The organism is Megasphaera sp. An286, assembly GCF_002163455.1.
GTDB classification, from domain to species: domain Bacteria; phylum Bacillota; class Negativicutes; order Veillonellales; family Megasphaeraceae; genus Megasphaera; species Megasphaera stantonii.
The window spans coordinates 22,275-37,269 of sequence record NZ_NFIY01000011.1; the positions used below are offsets into that span (position 1 = coordinate 22,275).

A 14,995-nucleotide genomic window follows, 5' to 3' on the forward strand; every position below is an offset into this window, starting at 1 on the left:
TGAATACCATAGCACTGTAACGGGTGCGCCCGGGCAGTCTAATGATTCGACTAACCTGCTCGGAGTCCATCTTCCATGAAACGCCCCGGATTCCCTTTCACCACAGCGGGAACTCTCTGTGCCGTTCTTTTTCATGTACTCTTCTCTTCATTGCAATACTATCAAGTTGTTGACGCTAAGTTTAGCATTAAATGAGCCGTTTGTCAAATAAATTTTGAAATCATCTCCGGGGCGAACGATAACGAATAAAGGAAAATCGAGACAAATTGCCTATTTTTTCGGCAAATGCGGTTCTTCGGCCGGGCCTGCGGAGAGCCGGTAAATTTACGAAAAAATCACTTGACAAGGGGTGCCGTAATCTGTAAAATAATTAGGTAAGCTTTTCACTTGGACTCCACTTAGCCCCGGAGAAAGAGCCTTAAAGCTTGGTTAGTTAGTCGTATCAGGGAGGAATCACACAGCATGAAAACTACATTTATGGCTAATGCCGGCAACATCGAACGCAAATGGTTTGTTGTTGACGCTGAAGGCCAGACATTAGGACGTCTTGCTGCCGAAGTAGCCAAAGTTCTTCGGGGAAAACATAAACCTACATTTACCCCGCATGTAGATACAGGCGACTATGTTATCGTAGTCAACGCAGCAAAAGTAAAAGTAACTGGCAAAAAATTGGTTCAGAAAACATATTTCCGTCATTCCGGTTATCCCGGCGGAGCTAAATTCACGCAGCTCGGCCACATGCTCGAAAACCGTCCGGAACGGGTCGTAGAAATGGCTATCCGCGGTATGCTGCCGAAAAACAAATTAGGCGAACAGATGTACCGCAAGCTCAATGTGTACGCTGGTGCAGAACATCCGCATCAGGCTCAGAAACCTGAAGTTCTGAATTTAAACATTCGTTAATCATACCGGGAGGAAGATTTCATGGCAGTAGCACAGTACTACGGCACTGGCCGTAGAAAGACCTCCGTTGCCAGAGTTCGTCTGGTTCCGGGTCAAGGCAAAATCACAGTTAATAAAAAAGATTTGAACGAATATTTCGGCCGTAAAACGCTGGAATTGATCATTAGACAGCCCCTCGTACTGACTGGCGTAACGGAACAGTACGACGTCATCGCTGACGTAAAGGGCGGCGGACCGTCCGGCCAGGCCGGCGCAATCCGTCACGGCATCAGCCGCGCGCTGTTGGAAGTCGACCAGGATTTCCGTCAGTCCTTGAAAAAGGCTGGTCTCCTGACTCGCGATCCTCGTGAAAAAGAACGTCGGAAATACGGCTTGAAGAAAGCCCGCAAGGCTTCTCAGTTCTCCAAACGTTAATCATTTTCATAATAACTACTCTAAAACCTATGCAATCAAAAATGGCGTAACCCATGAGGTGTACGCCATTTTTTTTGTAAAAAGCACCTGCTCCGTCGGCTCTGGAGTTTGTCACTTGCTCCAGCGGTCGTACGTCGCTATTTTTCGATTTAAATACGCCAAGGCTTCCTGCATGGCGCTCATCCGCTCTTTGAGACGGTCCCGTTCGCGGACGAGGATGGCCTTTCTCGCCTCATAGGTCTCGCGGCTGCCCTGGTTGTACAGCTCGATGTACTCCGTCAGGCCTTCGATGGATACGTTGCCCGAACGCATGCATTTAATAAAGGCGATGGTATTGCAGTTTTCCTCTGAATAATTGCGGATGCCGTTTTTATCGCGCGGGACGTTGCGGATCAGGCCGATGCGTTCGTAATACCGCAGCGTGTCCGGCGTAATGTCGTATTGCTCGCTTACTTCTTTGATTTTCATGATAGATTCCCTCCTAGTACCCTTACTATACAGTATGGAGTTTACTATAAGTCAAGAGACGGATGGAAATTCGCTGTCCTTGACGGGGTATGATATACTGAAAAAAATACGATAAGGTGATGTCATGAATAAAACACGTGCCGGTATAAAAAATAAAATCATCGCGGCCATCGCTGTCGCTTGTGCGGCGTATTTTGTCTCTTTCTGGATGGGGACGGAGAAAGAGACGACGCTGGAGGCCTATGAAAAAGCAGCGGAAGAAGCCATGATAGCCGATACGGAAATCTTGGCTCATAACGGCCATATCCGCGCCATGGACGGGCAAGATACAGAAATACGAGATTTATATAACGACAAGCCCGTACTCATCTATTTCTGGATGCCCTGGAGCGACGACAGCAAGAAGGGAATGGCTGTGTTGGAAAACATATACCGAAGGTACGGCGACGATATCCATGTCGTCGTCCTTTCTTTCGGCAGCACGGCAGAAGAAGCCCGCTCCTTTTATTTGCAGCATGCCTATGCCATGCCCTTTTATACGGGCGCCTTGTCTGTCGCCGACGACTATAACGTATATGAAGTCCCGCAGTGCGTCATGATCCGCAAAGGCGGAGCCATTTCCGACAGAGTCGCAGGGCTGCCCGATGAAAGATCGTTGGCTTATATGGTGGAAAGAGGGATGGAACCGTGACGTTATTGGGCGAAAGCCTCGGGCTGCGAGTTGCTGCGCCCAGAAGGCTGGTCCGTCGATATTCCCGTTTGGATTGACAGGATAAGCCTCGATGGAAATTCCTTTTTGTCGCCTTTTCATGGTTCCAGCATCGATGGCAGGAAGGGAAAAAAGTTGATGGCAGCGTGAAAAAGTTATAAAATTTCTATTGACAAATTCGCTGATTTTGCCGTATAATAAACAAGTCGCATGGAGCGGCACTGTTGAGGGCGGTTAGCTCAGTTGGTTAGAGTATCTCGTTGACATCGAGGGGGTCGATGGTTCGAATCCATTACCGCCCACCACACACGTAAACCTTACTAGTTCATAGTAAGGTTTATTTTTTTTGCCGCACAGCGGCCGGGATGCGCATGTAGGAGCCCTTCGTTTCGGGTTCATCTTTGAAACGTCTTGACAAATATCATATAAACTATTAAAATACGGCTATATACAAGTTTATGTATATTAAAATGCGATGAACAAGACGGCCTGCGTCGGAGGTCTTTACAGCGAACCGGGAAGAGTGTGAGCCCGGGAAAGACGGTATGCAGGCGGATCACTTGGAAGCTTCGGCTGTGAACCAGCCGACGGGTAGCTCCGTTACGGGCATAGAGTGGCTGCACTGCAGTCAATAGGGTGGTACCACGGTGATTACGTCTTCGTCCCTTAGGGATGGAGGCGTTATTTTTTTTACTGAATGAGGAGGAAACACAATGGACTACGGCAAGACCTTACATCTGCCAAAAACGGATTTCCCCATGCGCGGCAATCTGCCGAAACGGGAACCGGACTTTTTAAAATTCTGGCAAGAACACAAGATTTATGAAAAACGGCTGCAGAAGCGCGACGGCGCGCCGAAATTTATTCTGCACGACGGCCCTCCGTATGCAAACGGCAAGCTCCATATCGGCCATGCTTTAAATAAAGTATTAAAGGATATTATTTTAAAATATAAGACGCAGCAGGGCTATTATACGAAGTATATTCCCGGCTGGGATACGCACGGCCTGCCGATTGAACACGCCGTCATTAAGGATACGGGCCTGAACCGCCATGAAATGTCTGCCCTCGATTTGCGGGCGAAATGCCGCGATTATGCCTTGGAACGCGTAGAAGAACAGAAGCAGGACTTCATCCGCTTCGGCGTTCTCGGCGATTGGGATCATCCCTACCTGACGCTTCATAAGCAGGTCGAAGTGGCTCAGATCGGCGTATTCGGCAAAATGGCCAAGAAGGGCTATATTTACAAAGGCCTCAAAACCGTTTACTGGTGCCCGCACTGCGAAACGGCCCTGGCTGAAGCTGAAATCGAATACAAGGACGACAAATCCTTCTCCATCTATGTAAAATTCCAGGCTGTTGACTTGAATTGCCACATGCCGAAGGGTGCCGATCCGGATAAGGTATTCGCCTTGATTTGGACGACGACACCTTGGACGATTCCGGCCAACATGGCCATTTGCGCCAATGAAAACTTTGAATACGTATGGGTCAAAATCGGCGAAGAATACCTGCTCATGGCTAAGGAACTCGTCGAAGCGACGATGAAGGCCGGCAAGGCAGAAGACTACGAAGTATTGCCTGAGGTCATGACGGGCAAGCAGATCGAAGGCCTCGTCTTCCAGCATCCCTTCTACGCAGACCGCAAGGTTCCCGTCCTTCTCGGCGACCACGTTACGCTCGACGCCGGCACGGGCCTCGTCCATACGGCTCCGGACCACGGCCAGGACGACTTTGACGTCTGCGTGAAATATGCATCCTGGGGTGTCAAGCCGATCGGCACCGTCGGCTCCAACGGCTGCTATACAGATAAGGTTCCCGATTATGAAGGCAAGTTTGTCTTCGATATGAACGTGCCTATCATCAAGCGGCTGGCTGAAATGGGAGCACTCTTCGCCAAGAGCACCTTCCGCCATCAGTATCCCCATTGCTGGCGCTGCAAGAACCCGATTATCTACCGCGCGACGGAACAGTGGTTCTCCTCTGTCGACGGCTATCGTCAGAAAGCGCTGGAAGCGATTGACCAGGTACAGTGGATTCCTGGCTGGGGTCACGACCGAATTTACAACATGATTCACGACCGCGGCGACTGGTGTATTTCCCGTCAGCGCGTATGGGGCGTTCCGATTCCTATTTTCTACTGCAAGGACTGCGGCGAACACATCATCAACGACGAAACGATCGCTCATTTGCAGACGATGTTTGCCAAAGAAGGCTCCGATACGTGGTGGATGCACGATGAAAAGGAACTGCTGCCCGAAGGCTTTACGTGCCCCCACTGCGGCGGCACCCATTTCCAGAAGGAAAGCGACATCATGGACGTATGGTTCGACAGCGGCTGCACCCATCAGGGCGTTCTCTGCAACGATCCGGAATTGGATTACCCCTGCGAAATGTACCTGGAAGGCTCGGACCAGCACCGCGGCTGGTTTAACTCGTCCCTGCTGACGTCCGTTGCCGTCAATGGCTGCGCTCCGTATAAATCCGTACTGACTCACGGCTTTACCGTCGATGGCGAAGGCCGCAAGATGAGTAAATCCGTCGGCAATACGGTAGCTCCGCAGGAAGTCATTGAACAGTACGGCGCCGACGTCATGCGCCTGTGGGTATCTTCGGCCGATTATCAGGGCGATATCCGCCTGTCCCCGAAGATTTTGAAGCAGCTGTCTGACGTATACCGCAAGATCCGCAACACCTTCCGCTATCTTTTGGGCAACCTCAGCGACTTCAATCCGGAAACGGACGCCGTCGCTTATGCCGATATGACCGAACTCGATAAATGGGCTCTTATGCGTCTGGAACAAGTATATGAAACGGTTACGGAAGCCTATGAAAACTACCAGTTCCACGTCATGTACCATGCGATTCACAACTTCTGCACCGTCGACTTGAGCGCTATGTACCTCGACGTCATCAAAGATCGCCTGTACACGGAAAAGGCCGACTCGCAGGTCCGCCGCAGCGCCCAGACGGCAATGTACCAGATTCTCGATACGCTGGTCAAGATCATTTCGCCCGTATTGTCCTTCACGGCAGAAGAAGTTTGGCAGAACATGCCGCAGATTCCCGGCAAGGAAGAAAGCGTTCTTCTGACGGATTGGCCGAAAGCTCATCCGGAATATTTGAACGCCGATTTGGAAGCTCGCTGGAATACGCTGCTGTCGTACCGCCGCGATTTGACGCGTATCCTTGAAGGCGCTCGTCAGGATAAGAAGATCGGCCATGCCCTGGACGCTGCCGTTGCGATTTACGCCTCCGGCGAAGACTACGACTTCCTCAGCCAGTGGAAAGACCAGCTGGCGACGCTGCTCATCGTCAGCGAAGTTTCCTTGCTGAACGAAGCGGCCCCGGCTGAAGCCGTTTCCGGCGAAGACCATGGCGATATGAAGGTCGTCGTCGCTCCGTCGACTCATGAAAAATGCGAACGCTGCTGGATTCACAGTGAAACCGTCGGCGCTGATGCCGAACATCCGACGCTGTGCGCACGCTGCGTTTCCGTCTTGAAATAAGTAAATATTCTATTCGTATGCATCCCGTCTGCTCTTTCGTCAGGCGGGATGTTTTTTGTTATTGAAGGGAAGGCCGCAGGCTATCGGCGTTGCGAGTATGCTGCGATGTACCGCAAAAAAGCCCTCCCCCGGGCGTACCGTTGGGGGAAGGGCCGTGCAGACTGATACGATTATTTTTGGATGGAGACGGTATGGAGTTCCTCTCCGGAAGGCAGGTACCCCGTAAAGGTAAGGGCAGCGTCGGAGGCTTCCATGACCAGGTAGTTTTCCGTTTCCGGCTGAGGCGCTGCGTATTCGTCCAGGGAATGGTTTTTCCATAGGCCGGGATATTGGACACTGCCGGCTACGCCCGTCAGGATGTACAGCGGACCTGAAGCATCGCGCTGGAAGTTGCGGATATGGCCGCGGTCGCGATAGCTGTGGAGATGGGCTGATAATACGACGTCGACGCCGTATTCGTCAAAGAGGGGCATCCATTGGCGGCCTTCTTCGGAAAAGCCTTCTTCGCGGGGCTGCGGGCGGTTTTGGAACCCGTACTGCAGGACATCCTTGTGCATGACGACGACTTTCCATTTCTTTGTCGTGCGGGCCATGTCCTGGCGGAACCAGGCCATTTCATCTTCCAGCAGCTTGGGCTGGAACTGAGCCATTTCGGAAATCTGCGTGTTGAGGACGACGAAGTGGACGTCGCCGTAATCAAAGGAATAAAATTGGTTCCGATACGGCTCAGGCGCGTTGGCCGGCAGGGCGAACAGGCGGAGATAGGCTTCGGGCATGCGGATCTTCCAGTCGCGGTTGTACGTTTCGTGATTTCCCATGGCGGGCGCGATGGGGATCTTGCTGATCATATCCTCCGCAGCGTCGAACCAGGCATTCCACTGGTAATGATCCTGGCCGTTGTCGACGAGGTCGCCCATAGAGATGGCGAATTGGGCGTCGGGATGAGCCTGCCAGGCCGGGTCCAGCGTGGCGGCCCATACGCTGTAATCGCTGGATTGCGAGTCGGGAAATATCAGGGCTTTAAATTCGTTTCCTTCTGCCGTGTGCAGGCGAATCCAGGCGCTTCGCTTTTGGCCGTAGCCGACGCGGTATTCGTAGGCTGTGCCGGGCGACAGCTCCGTCAGCGTTGCTTTATGGATATACGTCGTTACGCCGTCGTCCGTAAAGGCTTCGCTCGTCGCCGCGACAGCGTAGACCTCGTCCTGTCCCTGCTCATGATATTCTACGACAGCATCGTCTTCGGCCATTGCCGACTGCCACATGATGGTCCGCGACATTTCGCTGTCTTCCGTAATGACCTGGCGTATGTTCATGGCGTCTACATTGCTGGTGAGTTCGTAATGAGCAGCCAGGGACTTTGTTGTCCGAAGGCTCTGCTGGGCCGCCGTCTTGACGCCGGGAATGAAGGCGTACGCGGCGGCACAGGCGATGAGCAATACGGGAACGATTCGTTTCAACAATTTCTTTTTATTCATTTGCAGCCCTCCTTACGGCGTATATCCTGAGATGAACTTTATCATATCACATGAAGTTTGCTTTAAGTCAAGACCTTTGACATAGGGTATTCTTACTAATTACATTATAGGTTTTAAACGAGGTCATGTCTAATGCTTGCCTTTTATGGTAAGAAATACGACAAAGGCATGGTATGCCCTCAAATCGGCCCTATGCGCAGGGCGGCGCTTGACAAGGGGAAGGGCAGGATATACAATATTGAACGTAATAGAGAATGTCGATGAACGGGAGCAAGTACCCTTGCGGCACCCTTTGCAGCGAGCCGGCGGCAGTGGAAGGCCGGTATGAGGACGCAGGCGGGAATGGGCCCGGGAGATGCGGTCTGAACGACGAGTAGGCGCCGCCGGGACTTCCGCCGTTATGAGGAAGAGCGCATGAAACGTGCGCATATGAGCCGGGCAGCTTGCCAACCAGGGTGGTACCGCGGAAATGTCTTTCCTTTCGTCCCTATCATAGAGGGATGGAAGGATTTTTTTATAGCGCAGCGATGCGTTGACTATGAGGAGGATGATACTATGTCGATTATTTTTTCCGGCATTCAGCCGAGCGGCAATCTTACATTGGGAAATTATTTAGGCGCCCTGCGCAATTTTTCGAAGATGCAGGACGGCAACGAATGCTATTACTGCGTCGTCAACCAGCACGCCATTACGGTGCCCCAGGACCCGAAGCTTCTCCATGAACGGACGCGGGCTCTGGCGGCTATTTACATCGCATCGGGCCTCGACCCGGAAAAATCTACGCTGTTCGTACAGTCCGAAGTGCCGGAACACGCATTGCTGGGCTGGATTATGATGACCCAGTCCTACGTAGGCGAGCTGGAACGCATGACCCAGTACAAGGATAAGGCGGCGAAGCGGGGCGATTCGATTCCTGCCGGCCTGCTCGTCTACCCGCCTCTCATGGCTGCGGATATTCTCTTGTATCAGACCAATTACGTACCCGTCGGCGATGACCAGAAGCAGCATATGGAAATTACCCGCGACCTGGCGCAGCGTTTCAATCGCCTGTACGGCGAAGTATTTACGATTCCCGATATTTACCTGGGACACGACGGCACGCGCGTCATGAGCCTCCAGGAACCGACGAAGAAGATGAGCAAGTCCGACGACAATACGACGGCGACGATTTATCTGCTCGATGAACCGAAGGCCATTGAAAAGAAAATCAAGCGGGCCCAGACGGACAGCGAAAACTCCGTCCACTACGACAGGGAAAACAAGCCGGGCATTTCCAACCTGATTGAAATTTTCTCGGCCGTGACGGATCATACTCATGAAGAAGTCGAAGCAGCGTATGCCGGCAAGGGCTACGGCGCGTTCAAGAAAGACGTGGCCGAAGCCGTAATCGCCGCCCTCGAGCCGATTCAGGCCCGCTACGCCCAGCTGGTCAACGACCCGGAACTGGACGAAATTCTCGACAAAGGCGCGGCGAAAGCCCATGCCAAGGCCAGCGAAACGTACGAAAAAGTCGTCCGCGCTATGGGCCTGAACCGGAAATAAGAGGCCGTCATGAGCCATTTCTTTGCGCTCCTGGCGCGGATGAAATTCATTCGCCGCTGGAGCCTGATGCACAACACGCAGGAAGAAAACATCCAGGAGCATACGCTGCAGACGGCTATGATCGCCTATCATCTCTGCCTTCTCAGCAACCTGCATTTCGGCGGCCGGACGGACCCGAAGCAGGCGGCCGTGTTGGCTCTGTATCATGACGCAGCGGAAATCTTTACGGGAGATATGCCGACGCCGGTGAAATATTTCAACGAAAAGATGCGCCGTACCTACGGCGACGTAGAGGCCATGGCCCAGGAAAAGCTGGTTCAGACGCTGCCGGAGGAACTGCAGGCCCATTACAAGCCGCTCATCTGCAGCGCCGAGGAGGATCCGGCGTGGCCCTTCGTCAAGGCGGCCGATACGCTGAGCGCGTATTTGAAATGCCGGCAGGAACTGGCGGCGGGAAACCGCGAGTTTGCCGAGGCCTTCTCGTCGCTGAAGGCACGGCTGGAACAGCTGGGCATGCCGGAGGTTGATATGTTTTTGGCTGACTATGCGCCGAGCTTTTCCTTGTCCCTGGATGAAATGAATCATTCAGGCTGACAAGAGTTTAAAGAAATAGAGAATAAGGTTTACCGATTTTTGATCGGCAAGCCTTATTTTTTTATAAAAATATTTTGCGATACAAGTTGTATATTTAGTATAATAAGGATCATATGCTGATACATATAGTATATGCATTTCGGCGGGAAATTTTTTTGAAAAAGAAGGTATTTACCTGCCGAGTGTGGAAACGTATAATAAATAAGGCAAATATACTTTAGTAAGTGGAGGTAGTCCTTATGACGCTCAGTTTATTTTGGTCGAGATATACCTTAGAGCTGCATGAACGGCATCTGCGCGATGTGGACGCCATGTACCGCTATGTGATTGCTCGGGAAAAATGGAACTGGTTTTTATCTCAAATTCCGGAAAAGGAACAGGTACAGATCCTGCGCGGCCATAATCACGGCGACGAGTCGTGGTCGTGCCGGAAGTGGCTGGACCATATGCTGGAATGGATGAAGGAAAATAAGCCGGCCGCCGTATACGAGGCCGTGGCGGAGCGCGTCCGCGCCATGGAAGCCAAGCCGATAGAGGAATTGGAAAAGCAGGCGGCTCATTCATTGTCGCAGGAAGAGCTGTATACGCTGCGGCAGGCCGGATATTTCCGGTGCGTCGACGTGCCGGAAGGTGAGGAGTGATACAAGGAGGTGCCTATGAGTGCAGTGCGGCGCATTTGGTTAGTTGTACTTGGATGGTTCATTATATTATGTTCGGCGGCTGCGCTGCCATCTGTTCAGGCGGCCGATTCGGTGCGGGCTATCGTCATTTCCGGTGAAATTGACGGGAGCCAGGCTGCTCTCGTGCGGCGGGGCCTGGAGCTGGCGGAAGAAACGGGCGATACGGCCGTCGTCGTGTCTATCGACACCATGGGCGGCAGGGCGGACAGCGCCCTGAAAATACGGGACATGCTGCGGAGCACGTCCTTGCCGACGATTGCCTTCGTCAAGTCGCGGGCCTGGTCGGCAGGCGCTCTCATCGCCTTATCGTGCCGCCACATCGTCATGGCTCCGGGAAGCAGCATCGGCGCAGCCGAGCCGATTCCCAATACGGAGAAAAATATCGCCGCTATGAAATCGGAATTCAGCGCGACGGCTTCCCATATGGGCCATAATCCCCGTGTAGCCGAAGCCATGGTCGACAAGACTCACGGCTATCCCGATTACGCCGAGCCCGGCGAAATATTATCTTTGTCAGACGGACAGGCCAAAGAGCTCGGCATTTCCGAAGGGACGGCTAATTCGCCGGAAGAGGCGCTGAAGCTGTTCAGCCTGGGCGACGCGTCGGTGCAGTATGAAGAAAAGAGCTGGAAGGACAGCATCATCGGCATCCTGCAGAACGAGTACGTCCGCATGGTCATCATCGCCCTCATCCTGATGGCGATCTTCGTAGAAATCAAGACGGCCGGCATCGGCGTAGGCATCATTACGGCCATCGTCTTAGGCGGCCTGCTGTTTTTATCCGGCGAGGATTCCCTGGGCGACAGCCTGATTGTCTTAGGCGCGTTTATCGGCAGCCTGTTCTTCGTCGGGATGGAAATTCTGTCTCCCGGCATGGGGATTTTCGGCGTCCTGGGCGTGTTGCTGCTCTTCGGCAGCTTATTTTATACGCTGGGGGCGACCATAGATTCCGTCTACATTTTAGCCGGCGGGACCGTCTTGTCGTTAGTCCTGTTTTATTTTGTCGGCAAGCGCCTGCCGAAGAGCCGGCTGGCGGCGAAGTTCATGCTGACGACGCAGTCGACGAAGGAGAAAGGCTATTCGTCCCAGTCTGATAAGAGCAAGTACCTGTATCAGCGGGGAAAAACCATTACTATTTTACGGCCGGCCGGCACCATCCGCATCGGCAAGGAGCGAGTCGACGCCGTATCGGCAGGCTCGTTCATCGAGCGGGACGTAGAAGTGCGCGTCGTAGAAGTAGAAGGAACGCGCGTCGTCGTCGAGCCGGTTCCCAAACGCAGCGAGTAAAGGAGGTACCTTATGTCCATATTATCAGTTCTTGCCGTACCGATTATCGTCATCGTCATAGCCATTGTGGCCATATCCCTGTTTCTGCACTTCGTGCCCATCGGCTTGTGGATTTCGGCCATGGCTGCCGGCGTGTCCGTCGGCATCGTCAATCTCATCGGCATGCGCCTGCGCCGCGTCGTGCCGTCGAAGATTATCCTGCCGCTGGTCAAGGCGAATAAAGCGGGCCTCAACGTCAATGCCAACCAGCTGGAAGCCCATTATCTGGCCGGCGGCGACGTAGACCGCGTCGTCGACGCCCTCATTGCGGCGCACCGGGCTACGATGGCCCTGACCTTTGAACGGGCCTGCGCCATCGATTTGGCCGGCCGCGACGTACTGGAAGCCGTGCAGATGAGCGTCAACCCCAAGGTCATTGAAACGCCCTTTATTTCGGCTGTCGCCCAAAACGGCATCGAGCTGAAAGTACGGGCCCGCGTGACGGTCCGGGCCAATATCGACCGCCTCGTTGGCGGCGCCGGCGAAGCGACGGTCATCGCCCGCGTCGGCGAAGGCATCGTTACCAGCGTCGGCTCGGCCAGCGACCATTCACAGGTGCTGGAAAATCCCGATGAAATTTCCAAGACCGTGCTGAACAAAGGCCTCGACGCCGGTACGGCCTTTGAAATCCTGTCTATCGATATTGCCGATGTCGACGTAGGCCGCAACATCGGCGCGCGCCTCCAGACGGACCAGGCGGAAGCGGATAAGCAGATCGCCCAGGCCAAAGCGGAAGAACGGCGGGCCATGGCTGTAGCGAAGGAACAGGAAATGCAGGCTTATACTCAGGAAATGCAGGCCAAAGTTGTCGAAGCACAGGCGGAAGTTCCCTTGGCCTTGGCTCAGGCCCTGCGGGACGGAACGCTTGGCGTGATGGACTACTATAATATGAAAAATATCATGGCTGATACGGAAATGCGCTCGGCTGTGGCCCAGGCCGGCATCCCCAAGGCGAAGCCGGCGCCGGCGAAGGACGAAGGCCATAAAGGCGGATTTACGTCTGAGGCGGAAGAATAAGCAGGTGATACCATGGATATATTCGACGGCAGCCTCTTAAATTACGTCATACCCATTATTATGATTATCCTGTTTTCTCTGCCCGACGCCATGCGTAAAAAGCGGCGTTATCCGAAGCGTCAGACCCCGCCGGCAGAGAAACCGCAGCCGCCTGCGCCGGCTAAGAAAGAACCGGAACCGGTCCGAACGGCGCCGCGCCGCGTTCCTATACGGTCGCGAAAGGTCAAGGCGCCGGCAGAAGAACCAGCCGCTGCCATTCCTGCCGCTGCGGCGCAGCTGGCGGCATACGCCGCGTCGCTGCCGCCTCAGCCCAAATCGGCCGCGCCGGTCCGGCTGGCCAAGACAAAAACAGAACCGTGGAGCGGCTTGACGCCCGAAGCACGGGATCTTTACGCCGGCCTCGTATGGGAAGAGCTGCTGCAGCCGCCATTGGCTCGCCGCCGCAACCGGCGCTAAGGCCCTCCATCGGACATAATGAGACAAAGTGAGGATAGGATATGATACGAGAAACTCGAATTAATATAGACGGCATTCCGGCCCTGCAGATCACCTGCGGCGATATGCCGAAAGGCGTCGTGCTGTTTTATCACGGCTGGACGTCGCAGAAGGAATATCAGTCCGTCCGCGGCCATCTACTGGCAGCTTACGGATACGACGTGCTCATTCCCGAAGCCGTAAACCACGGCGAGCGCGGCCCCATCGACTACAACAGCCCTGCGTCGTACGGTGAATTTTGGCAGACGATTTTTCAAAACATCCGCGAAGCGCCGTCGATCATCAAGTACATACGCAAGTGGCGGCGGCATGTGCCGTGCGCCGTCATGGGCCATTCTATGGGGGCCTTTACGGCCTTGGGCGTCATGACCCACTATACCGAATTCCGTACGGCCGTAGCCCTGAACGGCTCCGGCTGGTGGGATGAATCGGACCGCCGGTTCCGGGCGGCGCTCCACATCGAAAAGCCGAGAAGCTACCGCGTGCTGGCCCTGCAGATTCAGGCCATGGACCCCTACGCCTATACGCATAAGCTGGCCGGCCGCTCCGTCCTGGCTCTTAACGGCGGCGCCGACGACGTCGTCGACAATAAGGCTCAGGAGCTGTATATGGAGAAGCTGGCGAAAGACAGCCAGGTTATCAGCCGTTACGGGACGTACGACGGCCTGGGCCATTTCGTGACGACGAATATGATGGGCGACGCCGTGCAATGGCTGGATGAAGCGCTGGCTGTTCCCGTGAGGTAGCCGGCTTGCGGAAATACACTGAATCATGGAAAAAGACTGGGCGTCTGTGCGATGCCGGTCTTTTTTCATATAAAGACGATTGGAGGAAATTATGTATGGCTTTGCCTAATATATACATCGTAGCCTGCGGCGGGACAATTGCCGGAAAGGCGGCGACAGAAGAAGATTTGACAGGATACACTGCCGGAGCGGCGACGATAGACGAGGTGCTGCAGGCTGTGCCCGCCGTTCATCAGTATGCCCGGATTCGGGGCGAGCAATTCTGCAGCATAGACAGCTCTGATATGAGCGAAGGGCTGTGGCTGGCCTTGGCCGCCCGGGTGCAGGAGCTGGCCGGCAGGGACGACGTAGACGGTATCGTCGTTACCCACGGCACCGATACGATGGAAGAAACGGCGTATTTTCTGAATCTGGCCGTCCATACGGAAAAGCCCGTCGTCTTCGTCGGCTCCATGCGTCCGGCGACGGCTATCAGCGCCGACGGTCCCTTAAATCTGCTGGAAGCCGTGCAGGCGGCGGCCCAGGCCGAAACGGGCCATTACGGCGTCGTCATCGTCATGAACGGGACGATTTGCAGCGCCCGGTTTGTAGAAAAGACCGATACGACTCACGTCGACACCTTTAAAAGCCGTCAGCTCGGCTATATAGGACTGATGCAGGACGGAATGCCCATGTTTTATCAAGCCCCGCTGCGCCGCCATACCTATGAGTCCGGCTTGTCCTGCAGCGGCTGTGCCGCCCTGCCGCCCGTCGTTGTTGCCTACGCCTATGTTGGCATGGAACGCTGGATAGAATCCCTCATCCCGCAGGACGTCTGCGGCCTCGTGCTGGCAGGCTTTGGCCACGGCCGCATGCCCGGAGCCGTATGGCAGTCCCTGCAGAAGGCAATGAAAGAGGGCCTCGTCGTCGTGCGGGCCAGCCGGACCCTGGGCGGGGCCGTTACACCTATCGCTGAATACGAGGGCACGATCTGCGCCGATACGCTGACGCCGCAGAAGGCGAAGATCCTGCTGCAGCTGACCCTGCTCAAAACGAGGAATATCCAGGAGATCAAAGAGGCCTTCCGGGAATACTGATTGGCCAAGGACGGCCTATTCCCTATTCGTTTTGAGTGTGA

Annotated in this window: 14 protein-coding genes, 1 tRNA gene and 1 other annotated feature (1 of these 16 running past the window's edge); of the genes, 13 read left to right on the plus strand and 2 right to left on the minus strand. The window is 54.3% G+C overall.

Annotated elements, in window-relative coordinates; genetic code table 11:
• Window positions 1–160 (minus strand) — a binding site (T-box leader); it reaches 84 nt to the left of the window's first position.
• 302 nt (window positions 161–462) lie between these two features.
• Window positions 463–903: a 50S ribosomal protein L13 gene (rplM, locus tag B5F80_RS06455; protein WP_087478003.1), complete on the plus strand. Its 441-nt coding sequence runs from the start codon at window positions 463–465 to the stop codon at window positions 901–903.
• Between the two features lie 21 nt (window positions 904–924).
• The gene (gene rpsI / locus B5F80_RS06460) at window positions 925–1,317 is read left to right on the plus strand and encodes a 30S ribosomal protein S9 (RefSeq protein WP_087478004.1); all 393 of its coding nucleotides are present in this window, start codon (window positions 925–927) and stop codon (window positions 1,315–1,317) included.
• A gap of 111 nt (window positions 1,318–1,428) precedes the next feature.
• Here the strand turns inward: rpsI and B5F80_RS06465 are convergent, their stop codons facing one another.
• Window positions 1,429–1,785, minus strand: coding sequence for a MerR family transcriptional regulator (locus B5F80_RS06465; RefSeq protein WP_087478005.1), 357 nt, complete (start codon window positions 1,783–1,785; stop codon window positions 1,429–1,431).
• Between the two features lie 124 nt (window positions 1,786–1,909).
• On the opposite strand from B5F80_RS06465, the gene B5F80_RS06470 reads away from it, so the two are divergent.
• From B5F80_RS06470 to ileS, 3 genes are all read left to right on the plus strand, one after another.
• Window positions 1,910–2,476: a TlpA disulfide reductase family protein gene (locus B5F80_RS06470; protein WP_087478006.1), complete on the plus strand. Its 567-nt coding sequence runs from the start codon at window positions 1,910–1,912 to the stop codon at window positions 2,474–2,476.
• A 246-nt stretch (window positions 2,477–2,722) separates the two neighbouring features.
• Window positions 2,723–2,799, plus strand: a tRNA-Val gene (locus B5F80_RS06475).
• A 408-nt stretch (window positions 2,800–3,207) separates the two neighbouring features.
• Window positions 3,208–6,003, plus strand: a complete 2,796-nt coding sequence (gene ileS, locus B5F80_RS06480; RefSeq protein ID WP_087478007.1) for an isoleucine--tRNA ligase — start codon at window positions 3,208–3,210, stop codon at window positions 6,001–6,003.
• 170 nt (window positions 6,004–6,173) lie between these two features.
• On the opposite strand, the gene B5F80_RS06485 is transcribed toward ileS, so the two are convergent.
• Window positions 6,174–7,478 (minus strand): metallophosphoesterase family protein, encoded by a 1,305-nt coding sequence (locus B5F80_RS06485; RefSeq protein ID WP_087478008.1) that lies wholly within the window; start codon window positions 7,476–7,478, stop codon window positions 6,174–6,176.
• A 555-nt stretch (window positions 7,479–8,033) separates the two neighbouring features.
• Between B5F80_RS06485 and trpS the strand changes: the two genes are divergently transcribed.
• The 8 genes from trpS to B5F80_RS06525 all read left to right on the plus strand — a co-directional run bounded on the left by trpS (window position 8,034) and on the right by B5F80_RS06525 (window position 14,954).
• The gene (trpS, locus tag B5F80_RS06490) at window positions 8,034–9,020 is read left to right on the plus strand and encodes a tryptophan--tRNA ligase (RefSeq protein WP_087478009.1); all 987 of its coding nucleotides are present in this window, start codon (window positions 8,034–8,036) and stop codon (window positions 9,018–9,020) included.
• Between the two features lie 9 nt (window positions 9,021–9,029).
• Window positions 9,030–9,614 carry a 5'-deoxynucleotidase gene (gene yfbR / locus B5F80_RS06495; protein WP_087478010.1) on the plus strand — a complete coding sequence of 195 codons (585 nt, stop codon included), beginning with the start codon at window positions 9,030–9,032 and terminating at the stop codon, window positions 9,612–9,614.
• A 239-nt stretch (window positions 9,615–9,853) separates the two neighbouring features.
• A complete protein-coding gene (locus B5F80_RS06500) occupies window positions 9,854–10,255 on the plus strand; it encodes a hypothetical protein (RefSeq protein ID WP_087478011.1) in 402 nt (133 codons plus the stop codon).
• A gap of 15 nt (window positions 10,256–10,270) precedes the next feature.
• On the plus strand, window positions 10,271–11,581 hold the full coding sequence (locus B5F80_RS06505) for an NfeD family protein (RefSeq protein WP_087478012.1): 1,311 nt from the start codon (window positions 10,271–10,273) through the stop codon (window positions 11,579–11,581).
• Window positions 11,582–11,593: 12 nt separating this feature from the next.
• Complete coding sequence (floA, locus tag B5F80_RS06510; protein WP_087478013.1) at window positions 11,594–12,637, plus strand: flotillin-like protein FloA; 1,044 nt, start codon at window positions 11,594–11,596, stop codon at window positions 12,635–12,637.
• 12 nt (window positions 12,638–12,649) lie between these two features.
• Window positions 12,650–13,093: a hypothetical protein gene (locus B5F80_RS06515; RefSeq protein ID WP_087478014.1), complete on the plus strand. Its 444-nt coding sequence runs from the start codon at window positions 12,650–12,652 to the stop codon at window positions 13,091–13,093.
• A gap of 41 nt (window positions 13,094–13,134) precedes the next feature.
• The gene (locus tag B5F80_RS06520) at window positions 13,135–13,878 is read left to right on the plus strand and encodes an alpha/beta fold hydrolase (RefSeq protein WP_087478015.1); all 744 of its coding nucleotides are present in this window, start codon (window positions 13,135–13,137) and stop codon (window positions 13,876–13,878) included.
• Window positions 13,879–13,973: 95 nt separating this feature from the next.
• Entirely contained in the window at window positions 13,974–14,954 is a 981-nt protein-coding gene (locus tag B5F80_RS06525; RefSeq protein WP_087478016.1) for an asparaginase, read from the plus strand.
• The last annotated feature ends 41 nt before the right edge of the window (window positions 14,955–14,995 follow it).

What these genes read in the sequence shown, in the direction of transcription:
- rplM (WP_087478003.1), top strand. Translation starts at nt 463, where the DNA reads ATGAAAACTACATTTATGGCTAATGCCGGCAACATCGAACGCAAATGG.
- rpsI (WP_087478004.1), top strand. Translation starts at nt 925, where the DNA reads ATGGCAGTAGCACAGTACTACGGCACTGGCCGTAGAAAGACCTCCGTT.
- B5F80_RS06465 (WP_087478005.1), bottom strand. Translation starts at nt 1,785, where the DNA reads ATGAAAATCAAAGAAGTAAGCGAGCAATACGACATTACGCCGGACACG.
- B5F80_RS06470 (WP_087478006.1), top strand. Translation starts at nt 1,910, where the DNA reads ATGAATAAAACACGTGCCGGTATAAAAAATAAAATCATCGCGGCCATC.
- ileS (WP_087478007.1), top strand. Translation starts at nt 3,208, where the DNA reads ATGGACTACGGCAAGACCTTACATCTGCCAAAAACGGATTTCCCCATG.
- B5F80_RS06485 (WP_087478008.1), bottom strand. Translation starts at nt 7,478, where the DNA reads ATGAATAAAAAGAAATTGTTGAAACGAATCGTTCCCGTATTGCTCATC.
- trpS (WP_087478009.1), top strand. Translation starts at nt 8,034, where the DNA reads ATGTCGATTATTTTTTCCGGCATTCAGCCGAGCGGCAATCTTACATTG.
- yfbR (WP_087478010.1), top strand. Translation starts at nt 9,030, where the DNA reads ATGAGCCATTTCTTTGCGCTCCTGGCGCGGATGAAATTCATTCGCCGC.
- B5F80_RS06500 (WP_087478011.1), top strand. Translation starts at nt 9,854, where the DNA reads ATGACGCTCAGTTTATTTTGGTCGAGATATACCTTAGAGCTGCATGAA.
- B5F80_RS06505 (WP_087478012.1), top strand. Translation starts at nt 10,271, where the DNA reads ATGAGTGCAGTGCGGCGCATTTGGTTAGTTGTACTTGGATGGTTCATT.
- floA (WP_087478013.1), top strand. Translation starts at nt 11,594, where the DNA reads ATGTCCATATTATCAGTTCTTGCCGTACCGATTATCGTCATCGTCATA.
- B5F80_RS06515 (WP_087478014.1), top strand. Translation starts at nt 12,650, where the DNA reads ATGGATATATTCGACGGCAGCCTCTTAAATTACGTCATACCCATTATT.
- B5F80_RS06520 (WP_087478015.1), top strand. Translation starts at nt 13,135, where the DNA reads ATGATACGAGAAACTCGAATTAATATAGACGGCATTCCGGCCCTGCAG.
- B5F80_RS06525 (WP_087478016.1), top strand. Translation starts at nt 13,974, where the DNA reads ATGGCTTTGCCTAATATATACATCGTAGCCTGCGGCGGGACAATTGCC.